We start from the raw sequence: 25,200 nt of genomic DNA, 5'->3' as shown, positions 1-25,200 counted from the left end.
CAGCTATCAGCTATCAGCTATCAGCTATCAGCTATCAGCTATCAGCTATCAGCTATCAGCTATCAGCTATCAGCTATCAGCTATCAGCTCAAAATAAAAAACCAAACCAACTGACGCTAGTTTTATTTAATCTATTTTTAATAGCTGCTATAAAAACAAAACCCAGCAAAAGCTGGGTTTTTAAAAACTAAATTAAAAAGTTAAATTACTTCTTCTTTTTAACCGCTTTTTTGTTTGGTAAATCAGTGATTGAACCTTCAAAAATCTCAGCTGCAAGGCCAATTGACTCGTTCAATGTTGGGTGGGCATGAATAGTAAGTGCTAAATCTTCACCGTCTGCGCCCATTTCAACTGCTAAGCCGATTTCGCCAAGCATTTCGCCTGCGTTAATACCCACCATAGCACCACCAATTACACGGCCACTGTCTTTATCAAAGATAAGCTTAGTAGAGCCTTCAGTACGAGCAGATGCAATTGCGCGACCTGATGCTGCCCACGGGAATACCGCAGTTTCAATGCTTAAGCCTTGCTCTTTTGCTTCTTTCTCAGTCACACCAACCCACGCGATTTCTGGATCAGTGTAGGCAATTGAAGGAATACATTTAGGGTCAAAGAAGTGCTTCTGACCAGAGATAACCTCTGCTGCAACATGGCCTTCGTGTACCGCTTTATGCGCAAGCATAGGTTGGCCAACTAAATCACCAATTGCAAAAATATGGTCTACGTTAGTACGTAATTGCTTATCAACATTAATAAAGCCACGCTCATCAACATTAACACCTGCTTTATCAGCATCAAGTAAGTTACCGTTAGGCGTACGGCCTACAGCAACAAGTACTTTGTCGTAACGTACTGGCTCAGCTGGTGCGTTTTTACCTTCAAAAGTAACGTATAAGCCATCATCTTTCGCTTCAACGCCAACAACTTTAGTAGAAAGCATAACATTGAATTTTTTGCTTACGTATTTTTGGTAAATCTTGATGATATCTTTATCCGCAGCCGGAACTAACTGATCTGCAAATTCAACTACATCAATATCAGAACCTAATGCGCGGTAAACTGTACCCATTTCAAGACCGATGATACCACCACCTAAAACAAGTAGTTTCTCTGGTACGTCTTTAAGCTCTAATGCGCCAGTTGAATCAATTACACGGTCATCCTCTGGGATGAACGGTAAGCTAACAGGTTTAGAACCCGCAGCAATGATTGCGTTATCAAATGTAATAGTTGTAGTGCCGTCAGCACCTTCAACGTCTAAAGTGTTACTACCAGTGAATTTACCGTAACCTGGTACAACTTTAACTTTACGCATCTTAGCCATGCCGTCTAAGCCACCTGTAAGCTGGCCAACAACCGACTCTTTCCAAGAGCGAATTTTGTCTAAATCAATTTGCGGAGCGCCAAAAGTAACACCGTGAGATGACATTTCTGCAGCGTCATCAATCACTTTAGCCACGTGTAAAAGTGCTTTTGAAGGAATACAACCAACATTAAGACATACGCCGCCTAATGTTTCACGCGATTCTACCAATGTAACTTCTAAGCCCAAGTCAGCAGCACGGAAAGCCGCAGAGTAACCACCAGGACCACCGCCTAGTACAACAACTTGAGTTTTTAATTCGTTGCTCATGCTATTACCTTAATTGTTTGAACGGGACACTGCCCTAAAATTTAACTGCCATGTTTCTGCATGGGCAGAAAATCAGAGCAATTCACAAATAGTGCAAAGATTGTATCATTGCATATAGTAAAAATCCCAGCTAAAAACAACTGGCTGGGATTTGATTTTGTTCATATTGTAGCGATTACATCACTAATTGACGAATATCACTCATGTAGCTAGCAAGCGTTGCGGTAAAGCGTGCAGCTAGCGCACCGTCAATCACACGGTGATCGTACGACATAGACAGCGGAACCATTAGTTTTGGCTCAAACTCTTTACCATTCCACTTAGGTTTCATTTCAGATTTAGATACACCTAAAATTGCCACCTCTGGTGCATTAACAATCGGCGTAAATGCCGTACCGCCAATACCGCCTAAGCTTGAAATAGTAAAACAGCCACCTTGCATGTCAGATGAGGTTAGCTTACCTTCACGCGCCTTTTTAGAAACATCCATTAGCTCGCGAGATAATTCCATAATGCCTTTTTTGTCCACATCTTTAAACACTGGAACAACTAAGCCATTAGGTGTATCTACCGCAACACCAATGTTAATGTATTTCTTCAGAATTAAGCTTTCGCCATCCTCAGACAGTGACGAGTTAAATGTTGGGAATTCAGCAAGTACTTTTGCCGCTGCTTTCATCACAAACACAAGTGGTGTGATTTTAACACCCAGCTTTTTCTTCTCGCTAAGTACATTTTGCTCTTTACGGAATACTTCAAGGCTTGTGATATCAGCTTCGTCAAACTGTGTAACATGGGGAATTTGCACCCAGTTACGGTGTAAGTTTTTACCCGATAGCTTTTGAATGCGTGATAGTTTTTTCTCTTCGATTTCGCCAAATTTAGCAAAATCTACTTTCGGCCAAGGTATTAAACCAAGCTCACTACCGCCTGCATTGCCTTTACCAGCTGGTAATTGGCCTGATTCAACTTGCTTAACTAAGTTTTTAACATAGTTTTGCACGTCTTCTTTAACCACACGGTTTTTACGGCCTGAGCCTTTAACGTTTGCTAAGTTAATACCAAATTCACGCGCTAAGCGACGAACAACTGGCGATGCATGGGCATATGCGCTGTTGTTTTCAAAGCTTTCGTTGCTTGCTTTAGCAGCAGGTGCAGCTTGAGCTGGCGTAGACTCGGTTTTTGCAGGTGCAGCCGCTGGCTTTTGCTCAGCAGTAGCTGAAGCTTTTGCAGGTGCACTACCGGCAACTTCAAATACAAAAATAAGAGAACCTGTTTTTACTTTGTCGCCCGCAGCCACTTTAATTTCTTTAACTGTACCTGCAAATGGCGCTGGTACTTCCATTGCCGCTTTGTCGCCTTCAACGTTTAAGATAGATTGCTCTTCTTCTACGCTATCGCCAACAGCTACCATGATTTCAGTTACTTCAACTTCATCATCGCCAATATCAGGTACGTTTACTTCTTTGGTGCTTGGCTCGGCGCTTTGAGCAGGCTCTGCTGGTGCAGAGTCTTGCTTAGGCGCATCTGATGCTGGCGCACTTGAACCGGCAACTTCAAAAACAAACACTAAAGAGCCTGTTTTTACTTTGTCGCCTTCGGTTACTTTAATTTCTTTTACAGTACCGGCAAAAGGTGCTGGTACTTCCATAGATGCTTTATCGCCTTCAACACTTAAAATTGACTGCTCTTCATCTACGCTGTCACCAACGGCAACCATGATTTCTGTTACTTCAACTTCGTCGTCACCAATATCTGGTACGGTTACTTCTTGAGTTGAAGAACCTGAAGCTTCTGCAGGTGCAGATGCTTCAGTTTTAGCCGGCGCTTCGGGCTGGCTTTGTGAACCTGACTCTTCGCCTTCAAAAATCATAATTAACGAACCGGTTGTTACCGTGTCGCCTTCGCTTACTTTAATTTCTTTTACTGTACCTGCTTGCGCAGCAGGTACTTCCATTGATGCTTTATCGCCTTCAACGGTAAGTAAAGATTGATCAACATCTACTTTGTCGCCAACGCTTACTAAAATTTCGGTTACTTCTACGTCATCGCCACCGATATCTGGTACATTAATTTCAATACTCATTGCAAACCTCTTATGCGTACAGTGGATTTAGTTTGTTTGTGTCAATGTCGAACTTTTTAATTGCTTCAACAACCACTGACTTTTCAACATCACCGCGTTTAGCAAGTTCAGATAACGTAGCAACAACCACGTAGCTTGCATTAACTTCAAAGTGACGACGTAAGTTTTCACGGCTATCAGAGCGTCCGTAACCATCTGTACCAAGCACTTTATAGTTGCTGCTTGGAATAAATGAACGCGCTTGTTCTGCGTAGTTTTTCATGTAGTCGGTAGCGGCAACAGTTACTGAGTCGTTTAATACGCTCGTAATGTACGGTGTTTTTTGCTTGCTTTCTGGGTTAAGCATGTTGAAACGCTCAACGTCTTGACCATCACGCGTAAGCTCATTGAATGAGGTTACTGAGTAAACATCTGAGGCAATACCGTACTCTTCGCTTAAAATAGCTGCCGCTTTGCGTACTTCAGTCATGATAGTACCTGAGCTTAATAGCTGTACGTTGGCTTTTTTACCTTCGTAGCTTTCTAGCTTGTAAATACCTTTACGAATACCTTCTTCAGCGCCTTCTGGCATAGCTGGTTGATGGTAGTTTTCGTTCATAAGCGTTAGGTAGTAGTAAATATTTTCTTGGTTTTCACCGTACATACGACGAATACCGTCTTGAATAATTACCGCTACTTCAAATGCGTATGTTGGGTCGTAAGAAATACAGTTAGGAACCGTATTTGCAAGAATGTGGCTGTGACCATCTTCGTGCTGTAGACCTTCACCATTAAGCGTAGTTCGGCCAGCCGTAGCACCTAATAAGAAACCGCGTGCTTGTTGGTCACCCGCCATCCATGCCATGTCGCCAACACGTTGGAAACCAAACATAGAGTAGTAAATGTAGAATGGGATCATAGGTAAATCGTTCGTGCTGTAAGATGTTGCAGCAGCTACCCATGACGACATTGCACCTAGCTCGTTAATACCTTCTTGAAGTACTTGGCCTGATGTTGCTTCTTTGTAGTAAGAAACAATATCACGGTCTTGAGGGGTGTAGTTTTGGCCATGTGGATTGTAAATACCGATTTGACGGAATAAACCTTCCATACCAAATGTACGTGCTTCATCAGCAATAATTGGCACAATGTTTTTACCAATGCCTTTGTCTTTAAGTAACACGTTAAGTGCACGTACAAAGCCCATTGTGGTAGAGATATCACGCTTTTGCTCTTCAAGTAGCGGCTTAAATGCATCTACTTCTGGCAGTTTTAGTTCTTCGCTAAAGTTAGGAATACGTGTAGGTGTGTAACCTTTAAGTGCTTCACGGCGTGCGTGTAAGTACTTGTATTCTTCTGAGCCTTCTTCAAGCGTTAAGTATGGAAGATCTTTAATTTGCTCTTCTGATACTAAATCTTGTAGGCCTAAACGGTCACGTAAGTGTTCAACATGGCTCATGTCCATTTTCTTCACTTGGTGCGCAATGTTTTTACCTTCAGCTGCTTCACCCATGCCGTAACCTTTTACAGTTTTAGCAAGAATTACAGTAGGACGGTCGTTTGTTTGCTCAGCCTTTTTAAATGCAGCATAAAGTTTTGATGGCTCATGACCACCACGCTTAAGCGCAAAAATTTCGTCATCAGTCATATCTGCAACAAGTGCAGCTGTTTCTGGGTAACGGCCAAAGAAATGCTCACGTACGTACGCGCCATCTTTTGCTTTATATGTTTGGTAGTCACCATCAATTGTTTCGTTCATCAATTGTAGTAATTTACCTGATGTATCTTTAGCTAGCAGAATATCCCATCCGCTGCCCCATACAACTTTAATTACATTCCAACCAGCGCCTTTAAATAGACCCTCTAATTCTTGAATAATTTTACCGTTACCCATAACTGGGCCATCTAAACGCTGTAAGTTACAGTTAATTAGGTAACATAGGTTGTCTAGCTTTTCACGTGCAGCGAAAGAGATTGCGCCGCGTGATTCTGGCTCATCCATTTCACCGTCACCTAAAAACGCGTATACACGTTGGTTTTTAGTGTCTTTTAAGCCACGGCCATCTAGGTATTTTAAAAAGCGCGCTTGGTAAATAGACGCAATTGGACCTAAGCCCATAGATACCGTTGGGAACTGCCAAAATTCAGGCATTAATTTAGGATGTGGGTATGAAGGAAGTCCTTTGCCATCTACTTCTTGACGGAAGTTATCAAGCTGTTCAGCTGTTAAACGACCTTCAACAAATGCGCGTGCATAAATACCCGGAGAAATATGGCCTTGGTAGTAAACTAAGTCACCGCCGTCTACTTCATTTGGCGCTTTAAAAAAGTGATTAAAACACACTTCGTAAAACGCAGCTGATGATTGGTAAGACGCCATATGGCCGCCTAAGTCGAGATCTTTTTTCGATGCACGTAATACAATCATGATTGCATTCCAACGAATAATCGAACGAATACGACGCTCAAGGTTTACATCCCCTGGGTAAGCCGGTTCTTGATCTACTGGAATAGTATTAACGTAGTTAGTTGTTGTGCCAGTTGGCATATCAACGCCGTCTAAACGGGCTTGCTCTAACACTTGCTCAAGTAAAAACTGAGCTCGTTCAACACCTTCTTCGCGCACAACTGATTCAAGAGCTTGTAACCACTCTTGTGTTTCTAGCGCGTCTACGTCAATTTTATTGACTTCAGACATATGGAGGTTTCCTTATGTTTAAAATACGAATGTTGTTAATTTAATACCACGTATACCTAATTTAGTGTGTTCTAAGTACAGCGTATTAGCTTAATTTTGTTTTGTGCGTCTTAAACTACGTTCAATTCGCGAATGCTCTTTACCCGCTTCAAGTAATGCTTCTTCAATAAAGGCTAAATGGGCATTACTGGCTAAACGGGCTTGTTCTGGATTGCCCTCAATTACGGCATCCATTAATAAGCGCCTATGCTGGGCTAATTGATTGCTAATATCTGGTTTTTTTAATAAAACCGTTAAGTTTTGCAATACATTTTGTTCCAGTAGCGCTTGCATGCCTCGCACTAAGTGAAGTAAAACCACGTTGTGTGAGGCTTCGGCTACACTAAAGTGAAACGCATTAATTGCTTTGGCTTTTAGCTGTAAATCGTTATTAACTTGGGCGATTTTATCAAAGCTTTGTTTAACCTTGGTAAAATCGGTGCTGGTACCACGAAGCGCCGCATAATAAGCCGCGATCCCTTCAAGCGCATGACGAAATTCAAGTAAATCAAACTGTGATTCAGGATGCTTACTGATCAAATCAAATAGCGGATCAGTGAGCCCCTCTTCAAGCTGGTTCTTTACAAACGTGCCACCACCTTGCCTACGAGTGACCAATCCTTTTGCTTCTAGCTTTTGGATGGCTTCGCGTAGTGAGGGGCGAGACACCTCAAACTGTTTTGCTAGTTCGCGCTCTGGCGGCAGTTTTTCACCTGGCGCTAATGAGCCCTCAAGAATCATGTTCTCAAGTTGCTGTAAAATAACATCAGATAATTTTGCTGCTTTAATCTTTAAAGACATTAATCAACGTCCACGTTGTATAAATACTAAAAAGCCTAATTTTTAAGGCCTAGAGCTTGACGATTTACCCAAAAGGTAAATTGGTCATACCAAAAATTTTCAATAAGGTATCAAAAAGGCAAATAACTGTCAATTTACGGTTTATTTGAGCAATTAAACTAGCGTAACGCATTTTGAACGAAGTTCAAAACAGTACAAAATTGTGGATGTTTTGTGCAAAGGTTAACAGGATGAAAACAAATGGTCTGACCAGAATGAATTAGAATATTCACTCTAGTTGAATTTATTGAAGAAATTAGTTTTTGAGTCAAAAAGGTGGGAGCGGCGAGTTTACCCCGCGACTAATTATCTTGCCGCGATACTCACCGTAAGCGCGGCGTACATTGCGCGATATAAAATCGCGACTACGATAAACCGCCAAATAAAGTAAGCAGTGCAATCAGTACTAAATAAAAGAGCACATTGCGTTTAACGAGCTTAATCATACAGGTAGCTTCAACGGCACATCCGTAATAACGCTGTTCTACATGTTCGGCTGCAAGGGCTGTACATGTAACTACTTTTCGGTTTGATGTTTTAAAATCCAGCACATAATCCAACCAACAACTTGTGCCTTTATTAAAGTTACCAATAACTAAGTAGCCAAAGCTTGCAACACGTGCAGGTAGCCAATCTAGCCAAAATAATAATTTATGCAGCAACTTAAAGCGATTAGCAAACACCACTTTGTGGTTTTCTTTTACTAAATCGGCAAGTGTACGCACTATTGCATACAATACTGCGCCTGGGGCGCCAAGCACAACAAACCAAAAAATTACGGCGCAGTAAAACCTAAAATTGATCCACGCTAAGGTTTGCCCAAATGTTTCTCCGCCTTCCTCATCCTCTAAGTGTTTTTGCCCCATTTGGAGTGCGTATAATGAAGCCGCGGTTTTATCATCTCGCGTTAATGCATTTAAGTACGACTTATATAAAGCCCGGTGCTTAGCACAACCAAAGCACACTAATAAAACCACAACATTTATAGCTAATTGCCACAGAACAAAGTCAGAAAGAACATATATAAGCGCCACAGCCACTACCGGCAACACTAGCCAAATTAAAAAGCCAATTGCCGAGCCAAACAATCCATTTTCATTAAGTAATTTACCCGAACGGTTTAAATAACCATTAGCGTAATAGCTAATTTGCCAGTACTGAGAGCGAGCCCCTAAGCGCTCAAGTATTAGTGCAATAATTATAGAAACTAAAATCATGATGGCGACTCACTTAATTTGCTTGATCTAGCCTGCCTATATAGGCAGACCAATTAAAACTTTCCCCGGGGTCGGTTTTTCGCCCAGGTGCTATATCGCAATGCCCTACTATACGCTTTGTGGTAATAAGCGGGTAGCGAATCATAATAGCCTTTGTCAGGTTATGTAAGCTTGTGTACTGCGCCTGAGTATAAGGGGTGGTATCTGTGCCCTCAAGCTCAATACCTATACTAAAATTATTACACGCACTTTGCCCAGCATACTCAGACTGACCAGCATGCCATGCGCGTTTATTAAATGGCACATATTGAATAATCTCGCCTGTACGTTTTATAAAACAGTGCGCCGAGACTCTAAGCCCATTTAAGTCACAAAAGGTGGGGTGCGCATTACAATCAATCTCACCCATAAACAGGGCATCAACGTGTTCGGTGCCAAACTGCCCAGCTGGCAGGGAAATATTATGAATAACCAACAGTGAAATATCGGCATTTTTAGGGCGCTCATCAAAATGCGTACAGGGCCGCTGTGTTATATTAGCGACAACGCCGCTTGAATCTATTTGCATCATTTTAAAACCACGGTATACATAAGCTTGATGCTAAAGGATTTAAATACAGAATGATAGCCATTACGGTTAGCCAACATGTAACCGCTTAGCAAAGCGGCTTTTAGCGAGTGTGCTCTATATGCAGGTGTAATAGCCTCACTTATTTAAAAGCGCTTCTCTTAGCTATTTAAACATAGTAAAATTTGCTTAATTTATTAACACTTATGAGCCTTCATATGTCAATTTCGCACTCGCTTATTACTCAACTTGTTACCCTCGCCTTAGATGAAGATCTAAATTATCAAACTGCGCAAGATGGTGATATAACCGCGCAACTTATCCCGCAAAATGAGCACGCAAATGCCAAAGTGATTACCCGTGAAGATTGCGTTTTTTGCGGCAAAGACATTATTACAGAAGTGTTTAAGCAAGTAGATTCAAGCGTTGAAGTAAACGTATTAGTAAATGATGGCGACTTTGTGCCAGCAAACAGCACCATATTTACCGCTAAAGGCACTGCCCGCGCTATTTTAACCGCCGAGCGTACTGCGCTTAACTTTGTACAAACGCTTTCGGGTACCGCAACCACCACTGCAAATTATGTAAAAGAGCTTAGCGGCACCACAACCCAACTGCTCGATACCCGTAAAACAATACCCGGACTCAGGCTACTTCAAAAATACGCTGTTAAATGCGGTGGCGGTGCAAACCACCGTATAGGCCTATTCGACGCGTTTTTAATTAAAGAAAACCACATAGCAGCGTGTGGCGGTATTGATAAAGCTGTCGCACAAGCCAAGCAAAACCACCCTACAAAACCAGTAGAAGTAGAAGTAGAGTCGTTACATGAACTCGAGCAAGCCATTAATGCAGGTGCCGATATAATCATGCTCGATAACTTTAGTGTGGAACAAATTCAACAAGCTGTTGTCATTACTAATAAGCGCGCTAAATTAGAGGTTTCTGGCAATATGACGCTAGAAACAGTTAAAACTTACTCACAAGCAGGTGTCGACTTTATATCAAGCGGCGCTCTAACAAAAAATTTACAATCAATCGATTTATCGATGCGTTTTGTATAAAAGCACAGCAATAACTTTGTCATATTAGTTCTAATTAATTGACAAAACGCATGAAAAGACTTTTAATAATCCAAAAGGATTACTTTGTAACAACTTGTTAAATAAAGTATCCTTTTTAGAAAATTATGTGTGCTTTAAGCATATAAAAAGTGTTAGACTAACCCTGTTGTATTACTTCTTTGAAAAATATAGTAATAAGTAACTGCTTTTTGTTTTAATCTTAAAAAAATACCTAAAAGATTAAAGCAAACCGCCAGTATGTTTCCTATATTTAGTCTACTTTGTGTTTAGGTAGCCAATGCAAGTTGCAACATAATGAACTCACATTTAGCTTTTGTGTTTCATACCTAAGGCTAAAAGTACGTGAAAATTTATTTTTAAGTAAATCTGTAAAGTTAATCAGGTAATTTTAGCTGGCACTTTCGTCACTAACCTGACCACCTTACAAAACATTATCCTTTAGGAGAGGAAACATGAAAACAATGACTCAAAAACAACAGGGTTTCACCCTAATCGAATTAATGATTGTTGTAGCAATCATCGGTATTCTTGCTGCTGTAGCATTGCCTGCTTATCAAGATTATACGACTAGAGCTAAAATGAGTGAGGTGATATCTTTTGCTGGCTCTGCTAAAACAGCAGTAAGTGAATGTATTATTTCATCTGGCGGTACAAGCGATTGTGAAACGAATGCTAAAGTAGGTTTAGATGCAGCTACAAGTATTTCATCAACATATGTTGAGTCAGTAACTGTAGGTTCAGGTGGTCAAATATCTGCTGCTATTCAAGGAACTTCGGTTACTGCTCTTGATGGTGGTACTTTAACGTTTACCCCTTCAGCAACTACAGGTAGTGTTGCCTGGGCATGCTCAATAAGCGATGCAGCTCTAAACAAATACGTTCCTCAAAACTGCCGTAAAAGCTAATCAAAGTAAATTCAGCACATAGCTCTAACAGGCTGTGTGCTCAAATCCATGAAAATAAATAACAGAAGTTTAGTAATACTTTTTTCTTTCTTACTTTTATCGTTACTCCCCAGTATAGACTACTACTTCCTTGGAATGTATAACGAAAAGAGAGGCTTTCAAGTTGCAACGTTAGTTTTATCTCTTATTTTCATTCCCAAAATAAAACTAGATAAAAGACACTACTTATTTTTGGTACTAGTAACATTATTAGCGTTATTGTCTGTAACCTTGAGTGAAAACAAGCTCCAAGCAATATTAAATTTTTTACACATCACAATGCTTGTAAATATAATAAACTTGGGATTTACTCTACAAAAAAATATAAAGAAAACCATCTTACTGCTTTTTTTCTCAAACCTATTTGTCGTATGTTATTCATTACTTAATTATTCTTTTTTTTCTCTACAGCAAACTCAACCATATCCAGACGCTATATTATACGGTTTTTATAACATCCGATTTTTTAACCAATTTCAAATTGTTTGCATTCCTTTTATTGTATACTTTATACAACATAAGGAGTTATCTAGAGTCGCCTCTATACTACTAACCTTAAATATTTTTTTACTACTTTTAAGCGGTGCTCGAGGAGCCATTTTAGCTTCGTTAGTAATGTTCGCATTCGGAAGCTATTATCAATTAATCAGCAAAAAACAATTACTAAAAATATTAAAGTGTAGCTTTATATCTTTAATACTATTTTCTATTTATTTCTTACATCATAAAGACCCTGAAGTAATTAATTATGTTGTACGAACTAGTAGCTCTCTTCGTGTGGAAATTTGGGGTGACTTACTATCGCAACTAACCCTATCCAATATTTTTATAGGGAATGGTCCCGGAATATATTTCTCTGAAGAATATGGATACAGTCACCCACATAACAGCGTACTGCAAATTTTGTATAACTGGGGCGGAATTATAACTATTTTGGTTTTAATCTTACTTTTTAAACTTTTTAAACTTAGTATTAGATACACCAAGAGTAACAATATACCTGAATTCAACATGTCCTTTCTCTCACTTCAGGGGCTATTAACTTATTCATTAGTAAGTGGTGTTATTGTAATGCCAATTCCACAAACTTTTATTTTTGTTTTAGTAGGAGTTTTGCTAAGTTACCTCCCTCTAAGTTTGAAACTTAACAGTAACTACTATAAAAATATAACGATATACTCTTCATTATGTGTGGTTTATATGTTTTTTGTAGTTATTAGCTACAACTGTTTAGATTCTGATCCTTATGGGCCAAATTTTTGGTCAAACGGCCAAATTTCTTTTAGCCAATGCAATATAACACTCTTTAAGGACTTATAATGGCGAAGCAATCCGATAAGAAAAATTTAGATACCTTCCAATGGGTAGGGGTGAGCGCTCGTGGTAAACGTATGGATGGTGAACTAACCGGTAACAGTATTGCTTTAGTCAAGGCCCAACTTCGAAAGCAAGGAATTACCCCCTCCAAAGTAAAGCGAAAGCCAAAGCCATTATTCGGCATCCAAAGTGTTCAAAAAATCAGTCCAAAAGACATTGCTTTAGTTACACGCCAAATTGCCACTATGCTTATGGCGGGTGTACCACTTATTCAAGCTATTGAAATGATTGGTACAGGATCTACTAACAAAAGTGTAGCCAAGCTAATGGAAACCATTGGCGACGAAGTAAAAGCAGGTCAACCTTTATCGCAGGCACTTAGAAAACACCCTCGCTATTTTGACGATTTATATTGTGATTTAGTGGCATCGGGCGAGCAATCGGGTGCACTTGATAAAATATTTGATCGTGTTGCTTTATACAAAGAAAAATCAGAAGCGCTTAAGTCGAAAATTAAAAAGGCCATGTTTTATCCTATCGCGGTTTTAGTGGTTGCCCTTATAGTTACCTCAATACTGCTTATATTTGTAGTACCACAGTTTCAAGATATATTTAATGGCTTTGGCGCACAACTGCCTGCCTTTACCTTATTTGTTATTGGCATCTCTGAGTTTATGCAGGAATATTGGTGGATGATGTTAATAGCCATTGTTGGCTTTGGCTATGCGTTTAAAGAAGCTAAACTCAGAAGTTTAAAACTTAGAGATGCAACCGACAGAGCTATATTGAAGCTCCCTGTAATTGGCATGATTTTAAATAAAGCAGCTGTTGCCCGTTACGCTCGCACACTTTCAACCACCTTTGCAGCAGGTGTACCACTTGTTGATGCATTAGACTCAGCCGCTGGCGCTTCAGGCAATGCAGTATACCGCTATGCTATTTTAGATATTAAAGCAGAGGTGAGCTCGGGTAACCAAATGAACTGGGCGATGCGTAATGCTAAAATATTTCCTGATATGGTGATTCAAATGGTAGCGATTGGTGAAGAGTCAGGATCGCTTGATGGTATGCTTGCCAAAGTAGCCACTATTTATGAACAAGAGGTGGATGATGCAGTAGATGGATTGTCTAGCTTATTAGAGCCGCTTATTATGGCCGTACTCGGTGTGCTTGTAGGTGGCTTAATTGTTGCCATGTACTTGCCAATTTTCCAGTTAGGTTCTGTAATTTAAAGCATAGCTGTAAGCTGTAAGCTGTAAGCAAAATTGTAAACGCTAATTAATAGCTTGCGAAATAAAGTTGGCTTATAAATGGCCTGAAGTTAGGTATTTTAATGGAAAATCTTTTTCTTGATGTAACCACCGCGATGCAAAGCCAGCTGTGGTTTTATTTTTTAACTGTGGGCTTAGTAAGCCTGTGTATTGGTAGTTTTTTAAATGTAGTTATTTACCGGCTGCCACTGATGATGCAGCGTGAATGGCGAAGTGAATGCCGATTATTATTAGAAGATGAACTCACAACTAAGCCTTCAAAGGCTAAACCCAACGAGCCATTTAATTTAGTAAAGCCTAACTCTACCTGCCCTAAATGCAAAACGGCGATTAAGCCTTGGCAAAATATTCCAATTATTAGTTGGATTGTGCTTAAAGGTAAATGCGCTAATTGCAGTAACCCAATATCAGCGCGTTACCCAATAGTTGAAGCCATTACCGCGCTATTAAGTTTAGTTATTGCCTATAGTTTTGGGGCTACAGAGCAGGCTCTTTTATATATTTTTGTTACTTGGATTTTAGTCGCGCTCACCTTTATTGATATTGACCACATGTTACTACCTGACCAGCTCACTTTGCCCTTAGTATGGCTTGCGCTTATTGCCGCTGTAATGGGTATAACAATAAGCCCGTGTGATGCAATAGTAGGCGCAGCCTGCGGCTATTTAAGCCTGTGGAGTGTGTTTTGGCTATTTAAGCTATTAACGGGCAAGGAAGGGATGGGCTATGGTGATTTTAAGTTACTGGCCGTGTTTGGCGCACTACTAGGGTGGCAGTCGCTATTAACCATTATTTTGCTTTCAAGCGTGGTGGGCGCCATTATTGGTATTGCCCTTTTAAGTATACAAGGTAAAGACAAAGCAACCCCTATCCCATTTGGCCCCTACTTAGCCATAGCAGGTTGGATAACACTTTTATGGGGCGCTCAAATTCAAGCGGCCTATTTTAATTTAATTGGTTATTAGTATGAATAAGCCAGCAACTAAAACAAACAATTGGGTATTGGGTTTAACAGGCGGTATTGGCTGCGGTAAAACAGCTGTTAGTAATATGTTTGAAAAGCTGGGTATATGCGTTGTTGATGCCGATATTATTGCCCGCCAAGTGGTAGCGCCTAATAGCGCAGGGCTAAATGCAATTATTGAACACTTTGGCGAGGGTATTTTACTACCCGATGGCACATTAAACAGAGCAACCCTACGCACTAAAATATTTACCAATAATGATGAAAAAGAGTGGCTAAACGCTCTATTGCACCCGCTTATACGGGAAAAAATACTCACCGATTTAAACAATGCAACCAGTGCTTATGTTGTATTAGTTGCACCATTATTGTTTGAAAATAAACTTAACGCATACTGCAACCGTACTCTATTAATTGATGTACCACTGCCTGTACAGATTGAACGTACGATAAAACGCGACAATATTAGCCTTGAGCAAGTAAATAGCATTATAGCGTCGCAAATGTCACGTGAAGAAAAACAACAAAAAGCCGATGATATCCTTAATAATGACCGCGATTTATCGCTTGTTCATGCAGAACTTGTTGTTCTTCATAAAAATTACCTACACTATGCGGTATAAAATACAACTAATGCCCCTTAATGCGGTCATAACAACATAAACTCGTAATTTGGTTAGCAAAAAAGGTGTTGATAAACTTGACGAATTTAATCACCTGCTTTTTTCTGATAAATTGTTAACTATTGAAGGACTAAAATAGGTGCGCAATGAATATTAACTCACCGTTATTGAGAAAATTTATAACGCTTGGCCGCATTGATGCCGATACCGTAAAAGCAAAACAGCAAGAGTTTGCCTCAACCGCTGAGCTTATATCTAAATGTGGAAAAATTGACAGCAACGACTTAGCTGAACAATGTATAGACCTATTCCGTGTACCGTATTTTGATTTAAAAGACTTCGACCCTGCACAAATCCCAGAAGACTTAGTTAAAGAAAAGCTAATACGTAAACACCACATTTTACCGCTGGTTCAAAAAGGCAGAAAAGTATACATTGCCGCCTCCGATCCGACTGACTACGGCGCCTTTGAAAACTTTGAATTTAGCACCGGCTTATCGTGCGAAATAGTCGTGGTTGATTACATTCAACTGGATAATAAAATTGAGCAACTTCTTGATGCTGCAGGCAGCTTAGATTTAAGCGCCGATGAATTTAAAGAATTTGCCGACTTAGATAGTGAAAGCCCTAAAGAGACCACACCTAAAGATGATGATAAAGACGATGCGCCAATCATTGTTTATATCAATAAAATTTTAATGGATGCCATTAAAAAAGGCGCCTCTGATTTACACTTTGAACCTTACGAGCATAAATACCGTATTCGCTTTCGTATTGATGGGATTTTGCATGAAGTTGCCAACCCCCCTAATACTTTAGCGAGTAAGCTATCGGCGCGTATCAAAGTCATGTCGCGCCTTGATATTGCAGAAAAACGTAAACCACAAGATGGCCGTATTAAATTAAAGATTACCGAGCGAAAAAGCATCGATTTTCGTGTAAGTACTATGCCTACGTTATGGGGCGAAAAAATAGTAATGCGTATCCTTGATTCATCAAGCGCTATGCTAGGTATTGACGTATTAGGTTACGAAGAGGATCAAAAAAAGCTCTACATGGATGCGCTTGGGCAACCACAAGGTATGATACTTGTAACCGGCCCTACCGGCTCAGGTAAAACAGTATCGCTTTATACTGGTTTAAATATACTTAACCAACCAGAGCGAAACATTAGTACCGCCGAGGATCCGGTAGAAATAAACCTTGAAGGGGTTAACCAAGTACAAATAAACCCCAAGGCCGAGATGACCTTTGCCAACGCCCTGCGTGCCTTTTTACGTCAAGATCCAGATGTGGTAATGGTTGGTGAAATACGTGACCTAGAAACCGCGGAAATTTCAATTAAAGCGGCGCAAACAGGTCACTTAGTGTTATCAACACTGCATACCAACTCAGCCCCCGAAACCATAACACGTTTATTAAATATGGGCGTGCCTGCTTATAACGTGGCAAGCTCGATAAGTTTGATTATTGCCCAGCGCTTAGCTCGGCGTTTATGCCCTAAATGTAAAACCCCTGAAACACTGCCAGCAGAAGAATTAGCTCGCCAAGGTTTTAGCACAGCACAAATTGAAGACATGACACTATACGCACCCAAAGGCTGCGAAAATTGCACCGATGGTTACAAAGGCCGTGTAGGTATTTACGAAGTAATGCAGATTACCCCTGAAATTGCACAAATTATTATGCGCGGTGGTAATTCACTCGAAATAGCAGAGGTTTCACTGCAAGCTGGGTTTAATAACTTACGATTATCGGGTTTACGCAAAGCTGCGGATGGTTTAACGTCTTTGGCTGAAATAAACCGCGTTACAAATATGTAGAGTTAGTAGTGTTAAGTACATGTGCTTAACGCGTAATTGTAGAGAGTAAAGTATGCCAACAATTGTTAACTGCCCAACCTGTAAAAATAAAGTTGAGTGGTCACAGCAAAGCCCCCATCGCCCTTTTTGTTCTAAGCGCTGTCAGCTTATAGATTTGGGTGAATGGTCGTTTGAGAACAATAAAATCTCAACGCCTATAACCTCGGCGAGCCAAATTAGCCAAGATATGATTGAAGATATTGAAGAAATGATGGCTAAAAACGATGATGACTTTTTTAAATAAACCTTTTTCATCTTCTTAAACAACAAAAGCCAGCATTAAGCTGGCTTTTTGATGTGTTGAGTAAAAAATATAATTAGTCTCTTTGCTTACGGTGCTTTTTACCCATGCGCTTTTGCATTTTAGCAAACTTTTCTTGCTGCTCAGCGTTAAGCACCTGCATTACTTGGTGCTGTGTTTTTAGTTTAATTAAACCAATTTCAGTGCCTTTTTCGTGGCGTGCATTTAATAGCTCTTTAGCCGCGTTTTCGTCAAATGTTGGAGCGCTAAGTAGTGCATCCATTTTAGCTTTATGCGCTTCGCGCTGTGCTTTACGGGCTTCTTTATCAGTGCCACGTAGTGCTTTCATTTGCGTTTTTTGCGCTTCAAAAATAGCTTCAAGCTTAGTTTGTTGCTCGTCAGTTAAATCAAGCTTGTCGGCACCGCGCTCAGATAATAAAAAACGCGCCTGAGAATGGCCTTGCTTATCGTGCATGCCGCCTTTTGCTAATACGCTACCGGCACCAAGTGTAGCCGTTGCTAGACCACAAATAAGTACTAATTTTGAAAGTGTATTTACTTTAGTCATAATCATCACCTTAATATTGGATGGATTGAATTTGGTTGTGACTGCTAAGCCAGTGAGTTAACTATACCCCTTGCAACGCAAAGTAACGCAAAGCAGTGTAAAGGTTGTGTAAAGATTCACTTTTACACAATTTACGAAGTAAAATAACCATATAGAAACTGCCTAAGGGTTTGAAATGAAGCTATTAATGATTGATGACGACACAGGTTTGTGTGAACTACTTACTGAGTATTTAGCCGCGCAAGGTTTTGAGGTACAAAGCGTTCACGATGGCGAGCAAGGCTTAAAACTTGCCCAAGCAAACGACTACGCGCTGATATTACTAGATGTCATGCTCCCCACCCTTGATGGTTTTGAGGTACTTAAACAACTTAGGCAAACCAAGTTAACGCCGGTCATCATGCTCACTGCAAAAGGCGAAGACTTTGATCGTATTTTTGGCTTAGAGCTGGGCGCTGACGATTATATCCCCAAACCCTTTAACCACCGTGAGTTGCTTGCTCGCGTAAAAGCGATTACTCGTCGCATAGAGCACATAAATAGCTTAAATGTTGCAACACCCAGTAAAATAACTATAAACGGCATTACGGTTAATTTGGCAGCGCGTGAGGCAATCATTAGCGACCACCCCCTTACACTTACTGGCACAGAGTACGAGGTACTCGTGCTATTAATTAAAAATGCCGGCGAAGTTGTCAGTAAAGAGCAAATAAGCGAGGAAGTACTGGGCAGGCGCTTAGCCTCGTTTGATCGCTCAATTGATATGCACGTTAGCAATATTCGCAAAAAAATAGCCGAGCACATCCCAGGCGAACGAATAAAAACAATGCGAGGTACAGGCTATGTTTTCATCCAAGGGGAGTAATAAGCATTACTTTGCCTGGCTAAAGCACCCTAGGCATTATTTATTTTTTAAAATATTTGCTTGGTTTTGGCTGACGATAACGGGGACTGTAGCAGCGCTTATATTTTTAAGTAACATTACTGCAATCAATGCTGTAAGCACTGAGTCTCTGCGTGGACCAATGAAAAAAAACCTAATTTACACAGCCAAAAGTATTGAGCGAAGTGTAACTAAGCACAAACGAACGCTTGCCGATGTTTTAACGCACCCTAGGCTTTCAAAACGCAAAATTTTATATTTAGCTACAGCGCAACCCGAAGACGCATTAAGTAATAAAGAGATACCCGCCGAAATAGACTTAAATTTACTTAGCTTTAGCCAAAACTTAGCACCACAGATTATTTTTACCGAAAAGTACCAAGCTTTTGGCCCAGTACTAATCACTGTGCCCGAGGGGCAATTTTACCTTTACGAAATCGATATTAACCACCAACCGCCTTTACTCATGCGTTTTAAGTTAATGCCAAATTGGATGAAAGTCTTGGTGGCTATTTTTGCCTCTTTAGTACTGAGCTTTATATTTAGCCGTAACTTAATTGCCCCAATTAACAGCCTTAAAAAAGCAGCCATAAAACTGTCATCAGGCGACTTATCAGCGCGTGTTGCCATACCTGCTAACAGAAAAGACGAATTAGGGGTGCTTGGCCGCGACTTTAACAGTATGGCCAATCAGCTTGAGCAACTTATTAGTGCCCAAAAGCGTTTGCTTGCTGATATATCTCACGAGTTGCGCTCCCCACTTACGCGTTTAAAAATGGCCACAGGGCTTGCTCAAATGCAAGCCAACGAGGCAAGCCAATCGTATTTATTACGGATAGAAAAAGAAGCGAATCAACTTGATAAAATGATTGCTGATGTACTGCAAGTCTCACGTTTAGAAGCACAAAGCCAAGCACTGTCTCTTCAAAAGCAGTCGTTAAAAGATATAGTAGAGCACGTATTAAACGATGCGCAGTTTGAAGCTAAGCAAAATACTAAAACACTCACATTTAGCGGCAGTGCCGATGTTATGCTCAGTTGCGATGAGTCTTTAATAGCCAGTGCACTCGAAAACTTATTACGCAATGCAATAAAATACGCACACAGCAATATTAGCTTTAACGTACACTATAACAGCAAAATTTATATTGAAATTTGCGACGACGGACCAGGCGTGCCAAATGATCAATTAAGCAAGCTTTGTGAGCCCTTTTTTAGGCAATCTGACGCCCGCGACCGAGTAAGTGGTGGCACGGGGCTTGGCTTAGCCATCGCTAAAAATGCTATTATTGCGCATGGTGGTAGTTTAGCGTTATCAAATAAAGAAAATGGTGGTTTATGTGCCAACATAGCCTTACCAATAACTAAAGAGTAACCCATGTTTTATAGCAGTGAAAGTGAGCTTGAAAATAACCAATCTGCAATTGAAGAATTTTTTGAAAACACACTCATTAAATCTAACTTAAAAACCTTGCATGGCACATTATTTTACGCCTATGCAAAACCCGCTAATGCAAAAATGGCGTTAGTTATTAGTTCTGGCAGAGTAGAGGGTACTGATAAATACAAAGAGCTTTTGTGGGAGTTTTATAACAATGATTACGCTATTTTTATAATCGACCATCAAGGACAAGGTCGCTCTTATCGGCATTTAAAAAACAAGCACAAAGGTTATGTTAAAGACTTTCAAGATTACAGTGCAGATCTAAACCAATTTACTGAACAGGTAGTTAATGCTCACTGGCAAGGCAATAAAGCGTTAATAGCGCATTCGATGGGAGGTGCTATTGCGCTGCATTATTTAGCAACCTATACGCATGATTACAAAGGGGTATTTTTGTCAGCTCCCATGTTAAATATTTTTACCAAAAAGGTGCCTCGTTTTTCGACTACTTTGGCCGTCAACATAGCTAAAATTTTAGGCTTTCAATACAGCTATGCCTTTGGGCAAAAAAACTATATTCCCTTAAATTTTGACCTAAACGTGCTAACAAGTAGTGAAATACGTTATAAACAATTTAGGCAAACCTATCATGCTACACCTTCGTTGCAGCTCGGCGGGGTAACCTATGGGTGGTTGCATGCTGTTATTAAGTTTTTGCCATCAGTAGATAAGCTAAATATTACTATTCCAATGTATATTGCTAAAGCCGAAAAAGATGAAGTAGTTAATAATACGGCACTTGATAAGCTGGCAAACAGTCATGAAAATGCATCAATGGAAAGCTTCAAAGATGCAAAGCACGAACTTTTTTTTGAACGAGACGAAATTCGTAAACCAGCACTCAAAAGTTTATACACATTTTGCGAGTCGATTAATCTTTAATAACAACAGATAGTGGGTCGAGGTGGATAAGTATATCAACCTCAGATTCGAAACAATCAGCAATCATTTTTTCGACTTCGTCAGCCACATTATGAGCTCGAATTAACGTTAAATCGTCATCTAACTCTAAGTGCATTTGTATAAACTTGATCTTTCCACCTTGGCGAGTGCGGATGTCGTGTACGCCATAAACATCTTGATGCTTATTCGCTATATCGTAAATGCTTTGCTTTTCTTCGTCTGGCAGCTCTTTATCCATTAAATGATCAGCGCTATCACGTGCTATATCCCAGCTGTTGTAAAGTAAATAACCGGCTACACCAATAGCAAATAGTGGATCAGCATATAACACCCCATAGTATGAGAGCAAAATAGCCAGTAATACCGCAGCATTTAAAATTAAATCGCCTTTATAATGCACCGAGTCTGCTTTTATAGCGATAGACTCGGTATGTTTAACCACTTTAGTTTGAAAAAACACAATCACTAACGTACACGCAATAGCAAATACACTTACCCACACGCCAAGCAGTGAATGACTTAATACGATGGGGTTGAATAAACGCTCAATGCCATGAAATGCTAATAAGCACCCAGAGCCAGCTATAAATGCAGCTTGACCAAGCCCTGCAAGCGCTTCTGCTTTACCATGGCCAAAACGGTGATCGTCATCGGCTGGACGCAGTGCGTAGCCAAGTACTAAAAAGCTCATAGCAGTGGCTGTAATATCCATTAAAGAGTCGGTCAACGAGCCAAGCATAGAGGCCGAACCCGATGCCAACCAAGCCCAAGCTTTGGCCGCTATCATTAAGCTCACCATAACCATGGTCACTATACTTGATGTTTTAACCCAAAATTCGTAACTGCGGTGATGCACGTCAATATTCACTATTTACGGTATTCAATGGCGCGAGTATATCATTTTTTTTAACGGTTTCGTGTATACTGCCAAACGTCAAATTATAGATTAATAGAAAGGCGCATTATGCTGGATATCGTGTTATATCAACCTGAAATTCCGCCAAATACAGGCAATATTATACGCTTGTGTGCAAACACAGGTTACTCCCTACATTTAATTGAGCCATTAGGTTTTGAATGGGACGATAAACGAGTAAAACGTGCGGGCCTTGATTACCACGAGTTTAGCAATGTTCAGCGACATGCATCGTTTGAGGCATACCTTGAAAAATGCCAACCTAAAAAAGTCTATGCATGTACCACTAAAGGCAGCCAGCTTCATCACGAAGCAAGCTACGAAGCCGGTGACTGCCTAGTATTTGGCCCAGAAACTCGTGGACTACCCGATGAAATGATTCAAGCATTACCTAACAATCAACGTGTACGTATTCCTATGCAGCCGAATAGCCGCAGTATGAATCTATCAAATTCGGTTGCTGTATTTATTTACGAATCTTGGCGACAACTGGGGTTTGTTGGAGGCAAGTAATACCAATTTGCTTAATTAATTGATCTGTTTTGAGGTTAGAAAAACGTGTGGATGGCTAGGCAAAAATTTTCTATTTAATTTAAAAGAAAATTTTTTAACAAAGGTAGCAACACGTTTAGCTCCGTAAAATGGCATAAGTATTATTGCACATTGGTATCATGCTAGGCTCATCAAATTTAAAACCTAACAAAAAGGCCGAGGTTATTCGGCCTTTTGTTCTCGGCCTAATAGGGCCATAGCAGCTTCTTTCATATCTTTACTTTCGTAAAGTACTTTATAGATTTGCTCTGTAATTGGCATTTCTACACCGGCGCGCTGAGCTAATAAATACACTTCTTTTGTATTTCTAAAGCCTTCTACAACTTGCCCGATAGACTCAATAGCAGCGTCTACTCCTTCACCTTTGCCTAATGCTAGGCCAAAGCGTCGGTTACGTGATTGATTATCAGTACAGGTTAAGATTAAATCACCAAGCCCTGCCATCCCCATAAAGGTTTCTTGCTTTGCGCCTAAGGCGCACCCTAGGCGTGTTAATTCAGCCAAGCCACGGGTGATCAACGCTGTACGTGCATTAGCACCAAAGCCAACCCCATCCGACATACCCGCGCCGATAGCGATTACATTTTTAACCGCACCACCTAACTGAATGCCAATAAAGTCATCGTTGTTATACACACGGAACGAGCGCCCACAATGGAGTAAACCTGCAAGTTGTTGCGCAAACTCCGTCGAAGTAGACGAGACCGATATTGCGGTAGGTAGCCCAATCGCCATTTCTTTAGCAAAAGTGGGACCTGATAAAACCGCAAGCGGTATTGCATCACCCAGTTCTTGCAGGGCAACCTCTTGTAACAAACGCCCAGTGTTTGGCTCAAGCCCTTTAGTTGCCCACGCCACTTGCGCACCTTCAACCAGTGCTGGTTTTATTTGCTGCAAGGTATCGGCAAAGGCATGGCTTGGCACAACCACAAGTACAATAGCACTGCTGGCTACGGCTTGTTGTAAATTGGCTTGTAATACAAGAGTGTCAGGGAATGGTACATCAGGAAGGTAACGTTGATTTTTCCGCTCAGCTGCAAGCGTGGCAACGTCGTCGCTATTGCGACCCCAAAGTGTCACTCGGTGACCATTTCGGGCTAAGCAAATAGCAAGAGCGGTGCCGTAAGACCCCGCTCCCAATACAGTAACAGCTGAAGTTGCTGTACTCATAGATTATGCGTCTGCTGAAACCTGCTCAGCTTGCGCAGTACGTTGTTGCATGTATTGTGCAAATAACGCATCAAAGTTCACTGGCGCAAGGTTAAGCTGTGGGAAAGTACCACGGTTAACAAGATTAGATACGGCTTCACGCGCGTATGGGAATAACACGTTAGGGCAGTATGCACCTAGCATATGTGCTAGTTGTACTTCTTCAAGCTCACCAACAGTAAAAATACCAGCTTGCTGAATTTCACATAAAAACGCAGTTTCTTCACCAATAGAGGCAGTAACAGTTAATGCTAAAACAACTTCGAACACACCTTCGTCTAATTTATTAGAGCGTGTGTCTAAGTCTAATTTAACTTCTGGCGTCCATTCTTTTTGAAAAATCGCAGGCGAGTTAGGCGTTTCAAACGATACATCTTTAGTGTAAATACGTTGAATCGCAAATTGTGCGCCACCCTCTTGTGCTGCTGCGTTTTGATTTTCTTCGTTCATTGTGCTTCCTACGTGTTAGTTTTTATAATTAAAATTAAGCATTTAGCTTAGCGTCAAGTTTACCTTGCGCTTCAATAGCCATCATGTCGTCGCAGCCACCGATATGTTCATCATTAATAAAAATTTGCGGTACTGTGCTTGCGCCACCTGCTTTGGTAATCATTTCGTCGCGAAGCTCTGGTTGAACACCAATATCGATATTTGTGTACTCAACGCCTTTACTGTTTAAAAGCGCAAGAGCACGTTGGCAAAATGGACAATACGCTTTAGTGTATAAAACAACATTACTCATAATAAATCCTCTATCGGTACTACTAAACTGATTAGCGACCTGTTGTAGTTGGAAGGCTGGCTGATTGCCACGACCCCATACCACCTGATAATACATAAACCGATTCAAAGCCTGCTTTATGCATTGCATTAGCAACGCCTTGTGCAGTCATGCCCGTGGCACATACTAGTATAATGGGTTTACTCTTGTGCTTTTCAAGGCTAGAAAAGTCAGATTGTTTTGCTTTTTCAGGGCTTAAGTGTTCAGCGCCCGCTATACGACCAGCGTTAAACTCTTTTTGAGCGCGAATATCGACTACTTTGCCATCTTCACGGTTAATAAGAAGTGTTAATTGCTGTGGATTTATTTCTTTCACCGCTGAAAGTTTACTTTTAATCCAACCGCTTACAATAAGAAATACAATACCAACCCAAGCTAGGCTTAAAATAGGGTGATTTGTAATAAATTCAATATATTGATCCATTCTACTTCCACTATGAAATTATGTTCTAAACCTAGGGCGTGTTGGCCTTTGCGGATTGAAATTCGTTCAATCTAGGGGCGATTAAATCGCGGCGCGAGGTTTGTAACCTAGTGGGCTAAGTAAAAACCGAGCAAAGCTTCCGCGTCCTGCTCA

Annotated in this window: 24 protein-coding genes and 1 pseudogene; 13 read left to right on the top strand and 12 right to left on the bottom strand. The window is 40.6% G+C overall.

The window, feature by feature from the left end; translation table 11 throughout:
• A pseudogene (locus AN393_RS20615) lies at positions 1–191 on the top strand (hypothetical protein); the annotation flags it as partial.
• Between the two features lie 14 nt (positions 192–205).
• Here the strand turns inward: AN393_RS20615 and lpdA are convergent.
• From lpdA to ampD, 6 genes are all read right to left on the bottom strand, one after another.
• Positions 206–1,633 (bottom strand): dihydrolipoyl dehydrogenase, encoded by a 1,428-nt coding sequence (gene lpdA, locus AN393_RS18445; protein ID WP_055018841.1) that lies wholly within the window; start codon positions 1,631–1,633, stop codon positions 206–208.
• Positions 1,634–1,808: 175 nt separating this feature from the next.
• Positions 1,809–3,719: a pyruvate dehydrogenase complex dihydrolipoyllysine-residue acetyltransferase gene (aceF, locus tag AN393_RS18440; protein ID WP_055018840.1), complete on the bottom strand. Its 1,911-nt coding sequence runs from the start codon at positions 3,717–3,719 to the stop codon at positions 1,809–1,811.
• 10 nt (positions 3,720–3,729) lie between these two features.
• The gene (aceE, locus tag AN393_RS18435) at positions 3,730–6,396 is read right to left on the bottom strand and encodes a pyruvate dehydrogenase (acetyl-transferring), homodimeric type (protein ID WP_055018839.1); all 2,667 of its coding nucleotides are present in this window, start codon (positions 6,394–6,396) and stop codon (positions 3,730–3,732) included.
• Between the two features lie 90 nt (positions 6,397–6,486).
• On the bottom strand, positions 6,487–7,236 hold the full coding sequence (gene pdhR / locus AN393_RS18430; protein ID WP_004588597.1) for a pyruvate dehydrogenase complex transcriptional repressor PdhR: 750 nt from the start codon (positions 7,234–7,236) through the stop codon (positions 6,487–6,489).
• 404 nt (positions 7,237–7,640) lie between these two features.
• Positions 7,641–8,492, bottom strand: coding sequence for a beta-lactamase regulator AmpE (gene ampE, locus AN393_RS18425; protein ID WP_055018838.1), 852 nt, complete (start codon positions 8,490–8,492; stop codon positions 7,641–7,643).
• A 13-nt stretch (positions 8,493–8,505) separates the two neighbouring features.
• The gene (gene ampD / locus AN393_RS18420) at positions 8,506–9,060 is read right to left on the bottom strand and encodes a 1,6-anhydro-N-acetylmuramyl-L-alanine amidase AmpD (protein ID WP_055018844.1); all 555 of its coding nucleotides are present in this window, start codon (positions 9,058–9,060) and stop codon (positions 8,506–8,508) included.
• A gap of 218 nt (positions 9,061–9,278) precedes the next feature.
• On the opposite strand from ampD, the gene nadC reads away from it, so the two are divergent.
• The 8 genes from nadC (at position 9,279) to yacG (ending at position 17,370) form a co-directional block, all read left to right on the top strand.
• On the top strand, positions 9,279–10,124 hold the full coding sequence (gene nadC, locus AN393_RS18415; protein ID WP_055018837.1) for a carboxylating nicotinate-nucleotide diphosphorylase: 846 nt from the start codon (positions 9,279–9,281) through the stop codon (positions 10,122–10,124).
• A 473-nt stretch (positions 10,125–10,597) separates the two neighbouring features.
• Positions 10,598–11,050, top strand: a complete 453-nt coding sequence (locus tag AN393_RS18410) for a pilin (RefSeq protein ID WP_055018836.1) — start codon at positions 10,598–10,600, stop codon at positions 11,048–11,050.
• A 48-nt stretch (positions 11,051–11,098) separates the two neighbouring features.
• Positions 11,099–12,409 (top strand): O-antigen ligase, encoded by a 1,311-nt coding sequence (locus AN393_RS18405; RefSeq protein ID WP_055018835.1) that lies wholly within the window; start codon positions 11,099–11,101, stop codon positions 12,407–12,409.
• Positions 12,409–13,638 carry a type II secretion system F family protein gene (locus AN393_RS18400; protein WP_055018834.1) on the top strand — a complete coding sequence of 410 codons (1,230 nt, stop codon included), beginning with the start codon at positions 12,409–12,411 and terminating at the stop codon, positions 13,636–13,638. Before AN393_RS18405 ends, AN393_RS18400 begins: the two co-directional genes overlap by 1 nt.
• A 101-nt stretch (positions 13,639–13,739) precedes the next feature.
• The gene (locus tag AN393_RS18395) at positions 13,740–14,642 is read left to right on the top strand and encodes an A24 family peptidase (RefSeq protein WP_055018833.1); all 903 of its coding nucleotides are present in this window, start codon (positions 13,740–13,742) and stop codon (positions 14,640–14,642) included.
• Between the two features lies 1 nt (position 14,643).
• A complete protein-coding gene (coaE, locus tag AN393_RS18390; protein ID WP_055018832.1) occupies positions 14,644–15,264 on the top strand; it encodes a dephospho-CoA kinase in 621 nt (206 codons plus the stop codon).
• Positions 15,265–15,410: 146 nt separating this feature from the next.
• Entirely contained in the window at positions 15,411–17,087 is a 1,677-nt protein-coding gene (pilB, locus tag AN393_RS18385) for a type IV-A pilus assembly ATPase PilB (RefSeq protein ID WP_055018831.1), read from the top strand.
• Positions 17,088–17,139: 52 nt separating this feature from the next.
• Positions 17,140–17,370 carry a DNA gyrase inhibitor YacG gene (yacG, locus tag AN393_RS18380; protein WP_055014747.1) on the top strand — a complete coding sequence of 77 codons (231 nt, stop codon included), beginning with the start codon at positions 17,140–17,142 and terminating at the stop codon, positions 17,368–17,370.
• Between the two features lie 73 nt (positions 17,371–17,443).
• On the opposite strand, the gene AN393_RS18375 is transcribed toward yacG, so the two are convergent.
• Positions 17,444–17,935 (bottom strand): Spy/CpxP family protein refolding chaperone, encoded by a 492-nt coding sequence (locus AN393_RS18375; RefSeq protein WP_055018830.1) that lies wholly within the window; start codon positions 17,933–17,935, stop codon positions 17,444–17,446.
• A 175-nt stretch (positions 17,936–18,110) separates the two neighbouring features.
• On the opposite strand from AN393_RS18375, the gene AN393_RS18370 reads away from it, so the two are divergent.
• The 3 genes from AN393_RS18370 to AN393_RS18360 are packed head-to-tail and all read left to right on the top strand — an operon-like array spanning position 18,111 to position 21,144.
• Positions 18,111–18,800: a response regulator transcription factor gene (locus tag AN393_RS18370; RefSeq protein ID WP_055014745.1), complete on the top strand. Its 690-nt coding sequence runs from the start codon at positions 18,111–18,113 to the stop codon at positions 18,798–18,800.
• The gene (locus AN393_RS18365; protein WP_055018829.1) at positions 18,778–20,193 is read left to right on the top strand and encodes an ATP-binding protein; all 1,416 of its coding nucleotides are present in this window, start codon (positions 18,778–18,780) and stop codon (positions 20,191–20,193) included. Before AN393_RS18370 ends, AN393_RS18365 begins: the two co-directional genes overlap by 23 nt.
• Positions 20,194–20,196: 3 nt before the next feature.
• Positions 20,197–21,144: an alpha/beta fold hydrolase gene (locus tag AN393_RS18360; RefSeq protein WP_055018828.1), complete on the top strand. Its 948-nt coding sequence runs from the start codon at positions 20,197–20,199 to the stop codon at positions 21,142–21,144.
• Here AN393_RS18360 and AN393_RS18355 read toward each other — a convergent pair.
• Complete coding sequence (locus AN393_RS18355; protein WP_082422798.1) at positions 21,134–21,970, bottom strand: cation diffusion facilitator family transporter; 837 nt, start codon at positions 21,968–21,970, stop codon at positions 21,134–21,136. The two genes, AN393_RS18360 and AN393_RS18355, sit on opposite strands and share 11 nt — an antisense overlap.
• A gap of 159 nt (positions 21,971–22,129) precedes the next feature.
• On the opposite strand from AN393_RS18355, the gene trmL reads away from it, so the two are divergent.
• A complete protein-coding gene (gene trmL / locus AN393_RS18350) occupies positions 22,130–22,594 on the top strand; it encodes a tRNA (uridine(34)/cytosine(34)/5-carboxymethylaminomethyluridine(34)-2'-O)-methyltransferase TrmL (RefSeq protein ID WP_055014742.1) in 465 nt (154 codons plus the stop codon).
• A 201-nt stretch (positions 22,595–22,795) separates the two neighbouring features.
• Here trmL and gpsA read toward each other — a convergent pair whose 3' ends face one another.
• Genes gpsA through AN393_RS18330 form a run of 4 tightly spaced genes read right to left on the bottom strand, consistent with a single transcriptional unit; the run spans position 22,796 to position 25,047 of the window.
• Positions 22,796–23,803 (bottom strand): NAD(P)H-dependent glycerol-3-phosphate dehydrogenase, encoded by a 1,008-nt coding sequence (gene gpsA, locus AN393_RS18345; RefSeq protein WP_055018827.1) that lies wholly within the window; start codon positions 23,801–23,803, stop codon positions 22,796–22,798.
• A 3-nt stretch (positions 23,804–23,806) separates the two neighbouring features.
• Positions 23,807–24,292: a protein-export chaperone SecB gene (gene secB / locus AN393_RS18340; RefSeq protein ID WP_055014740.1), complete on the bottom strand. Its 486-nt coding sequence runs from the start codon at positions 24,290–24,292 to the stop codon at positions 23,807–23,809.
• 34 nt (positions 24,293–24,326) lie between these two features.
• Positions 24,327–24,584: a glutaredoxin 3 gene (gene grxC, locus AN393_RS18335; protein WP_055014739.1), complete on the bottom strand. Its 258-nt coding sequence runs from the start codon at positions 24,582–24,584 to the stop codon at positions 24,327–24,329.
• Positions 24,585–24,615: 31 nt separating this feature from the next.
• On the bottom strand, positions 24,616–25,047 hold the full coding sequence (locus AN393_RS18330) for a rhodanese-like domain-containing protein (RefSeq protein WP_055014738.1): 432 nt from the start codon (positions 25,045–25,047) through the stop codon (positions 24,616–24,618).
• Positions 25,048–25,200: the final 153 nt, after the last annotated feature.

It is taken from the genome of Pseudoalteromonas sp. P1-25 (genome assembly GCF_001401805.1).
In the GTDB taxonomy this organism is placed as follows: Bacteria; Pseudomonadota; Gammaproteobacteria; order Enterobacterales; family Alteromonadaceae; genus Pseudoalteromonas.
The sequence above is the reverse complement of the archived record's forward strand: the minus strand, read 5'-3'. Positions and strand labels throughout refer to the sequence as shown.

Coding starts and splice junctions, on each gene's coding strand:
- lpdA (WP_055018841.1), bottom strand. CDS start 1,633: ATGAGCAACGAATTAAAAACTCAAGTTGTTGTACTAGGCGGTGGTCCT.
- aceF (WP_055018840.1), bottom strand. CDS start 3,719: ATGAGTATTGAAATTAATGTACCAGATATCGGTGGCGATGACGTAGAA.
- aceE (WP_055018839.1), bottom strand. CDS start 6,396: ATGTCTGAAGTCAATAAAATTGACGTAGACGCGCTAGAAACACAAGAG.
- pdhR (WP_004588597.1), bottom strand. CDS start 7,236: ATGTCTTTAAAGATTAAAGCAGCAAAATTATCTGATGTTATTTTACAG.
- ampE (WP_055018838.1), bottom strand. CDS start 8,492: ATGATTTTAGTTTCTATAATTATTGCACTAATACTTGAGCGCTTAGGG.
- ampD (WP_055018844.1), bottom strand. CDS start 9,060: ATGCAAATAGATTCAAGCGGCGTTGTCGCTAATATAACACAGCGGCCC.
- nadC (WP_055018837.1), top strand. CDS start 9,279: ATGTCAATTTCGCACTCGCTTATTACTCAACTTGTTACCCTCGCCTTA.
- AN393_RS18410 (WP_055018836.1), top strand. CDS start 10,598: ATGAAAACAATGACTCAAAAACAACAGGGTTTCACCCTAATCGAATTA.
- AN393_RS18405 (WP_055018835.1), top strand. CDS start 11,099: ATGAAAATAAATAACAGAAGTTTAGTAATACTTTTTTCTTTCTTACTT.
- AN393_RS18400 (WP_055018834.1), top strand. CDS start 12,409: ATGGCGAAGCAATCCGATAAGAAAAATTTAGATACCTTCCAATGGGTA.
- AN393_RS18395 (WP_055018833.1), top strand. CDS start 13,740: ATGGAAAATCTTTTTCTTGATGTAACCACCGCGATGCAAAGCCAGCTG.
- coaE (WP_055018832.1), top strand. CDS start 14,644: ATGAATAAGCCAGCAACTAAAACAAACAATTGGGTATTGGGTTTAACA.
- pilB (WP_055018831.1), top strand. CDS start 15,411: ATGAATATTAACTCACCGTTATTGAGAAAATTTATAACGCTTGGCCGC.
- yacG (WP_055014747.1), top strand. CDS start 17,140: ATGCCAACAATTGTTAACTGCCCAACCTGTAAAAATAAAGTTGAGTGG.
- AN393_RS18375 (WP_055018830.1), bottom strand. CDS start 17,935: ATGACTAAAGTAAATACACTTTCAAAATTAGTACTTATTTGTGGTCTA.
- AN393_RS18370 (WP_055014745.1), top strand. CDS start 18,111: ATGAAGCTATTAATGATTGATGACGACACAGGTTTGTGTGAACTACTT.
- AN393_RS18365 (WP_055018829.1), top strand. CDS start 18,778: ATGTTTTCATCCAAGGGGAGTAATAAGCATTACTTTGCCTGGCTAAAG.
- AN393_RS18360 (WP_055018828.1), top strand. CDS start 20,197: ATGTTTTATAGCAGTGAAAGTGAGCTTGAAAATAACCAATCTGCAATT.
- AN393_RS18355 (WP_082422798.1), bottom strand. CDS start 21,970: ATGGTTATGGTGAGCTTAATGATAGCGGCCAAAGCTTGGGCTTGGTTG.
- trmL (WP_055014742.1), top strand. CDS start 22,130: ATGCTGGATATCGTGTTATATCAACCTGAAATTCCGCCAAATACAGGC.
- gpsA (WP_055018827.1), bottom strand. CDS start 23,803: ATGAGTACAGCAACTTCAGCTGTTACTGTATTGGGAGCGGGGTCTTAC.
- secB (WP_055014740.1), bottom strand. CDS start 24,292: ATGAACGAAGAAAATCAAAACGCAGCAGCACAAGAGGGTGGCGCACAA.
- grxC (WP_055014739.1), bottom strand. CDS start 24,584: ATGAGTAATGTTGTTTTATACACTAAAGCGTATTGTCCATTTTGCCAA.
- AN393_RS18330 (WP_055014738.1), bottom strand. CDS start 25,047: ATGGATCAATATATTGAATTTATTACAAATCACCCTATTTTAAGCCTA.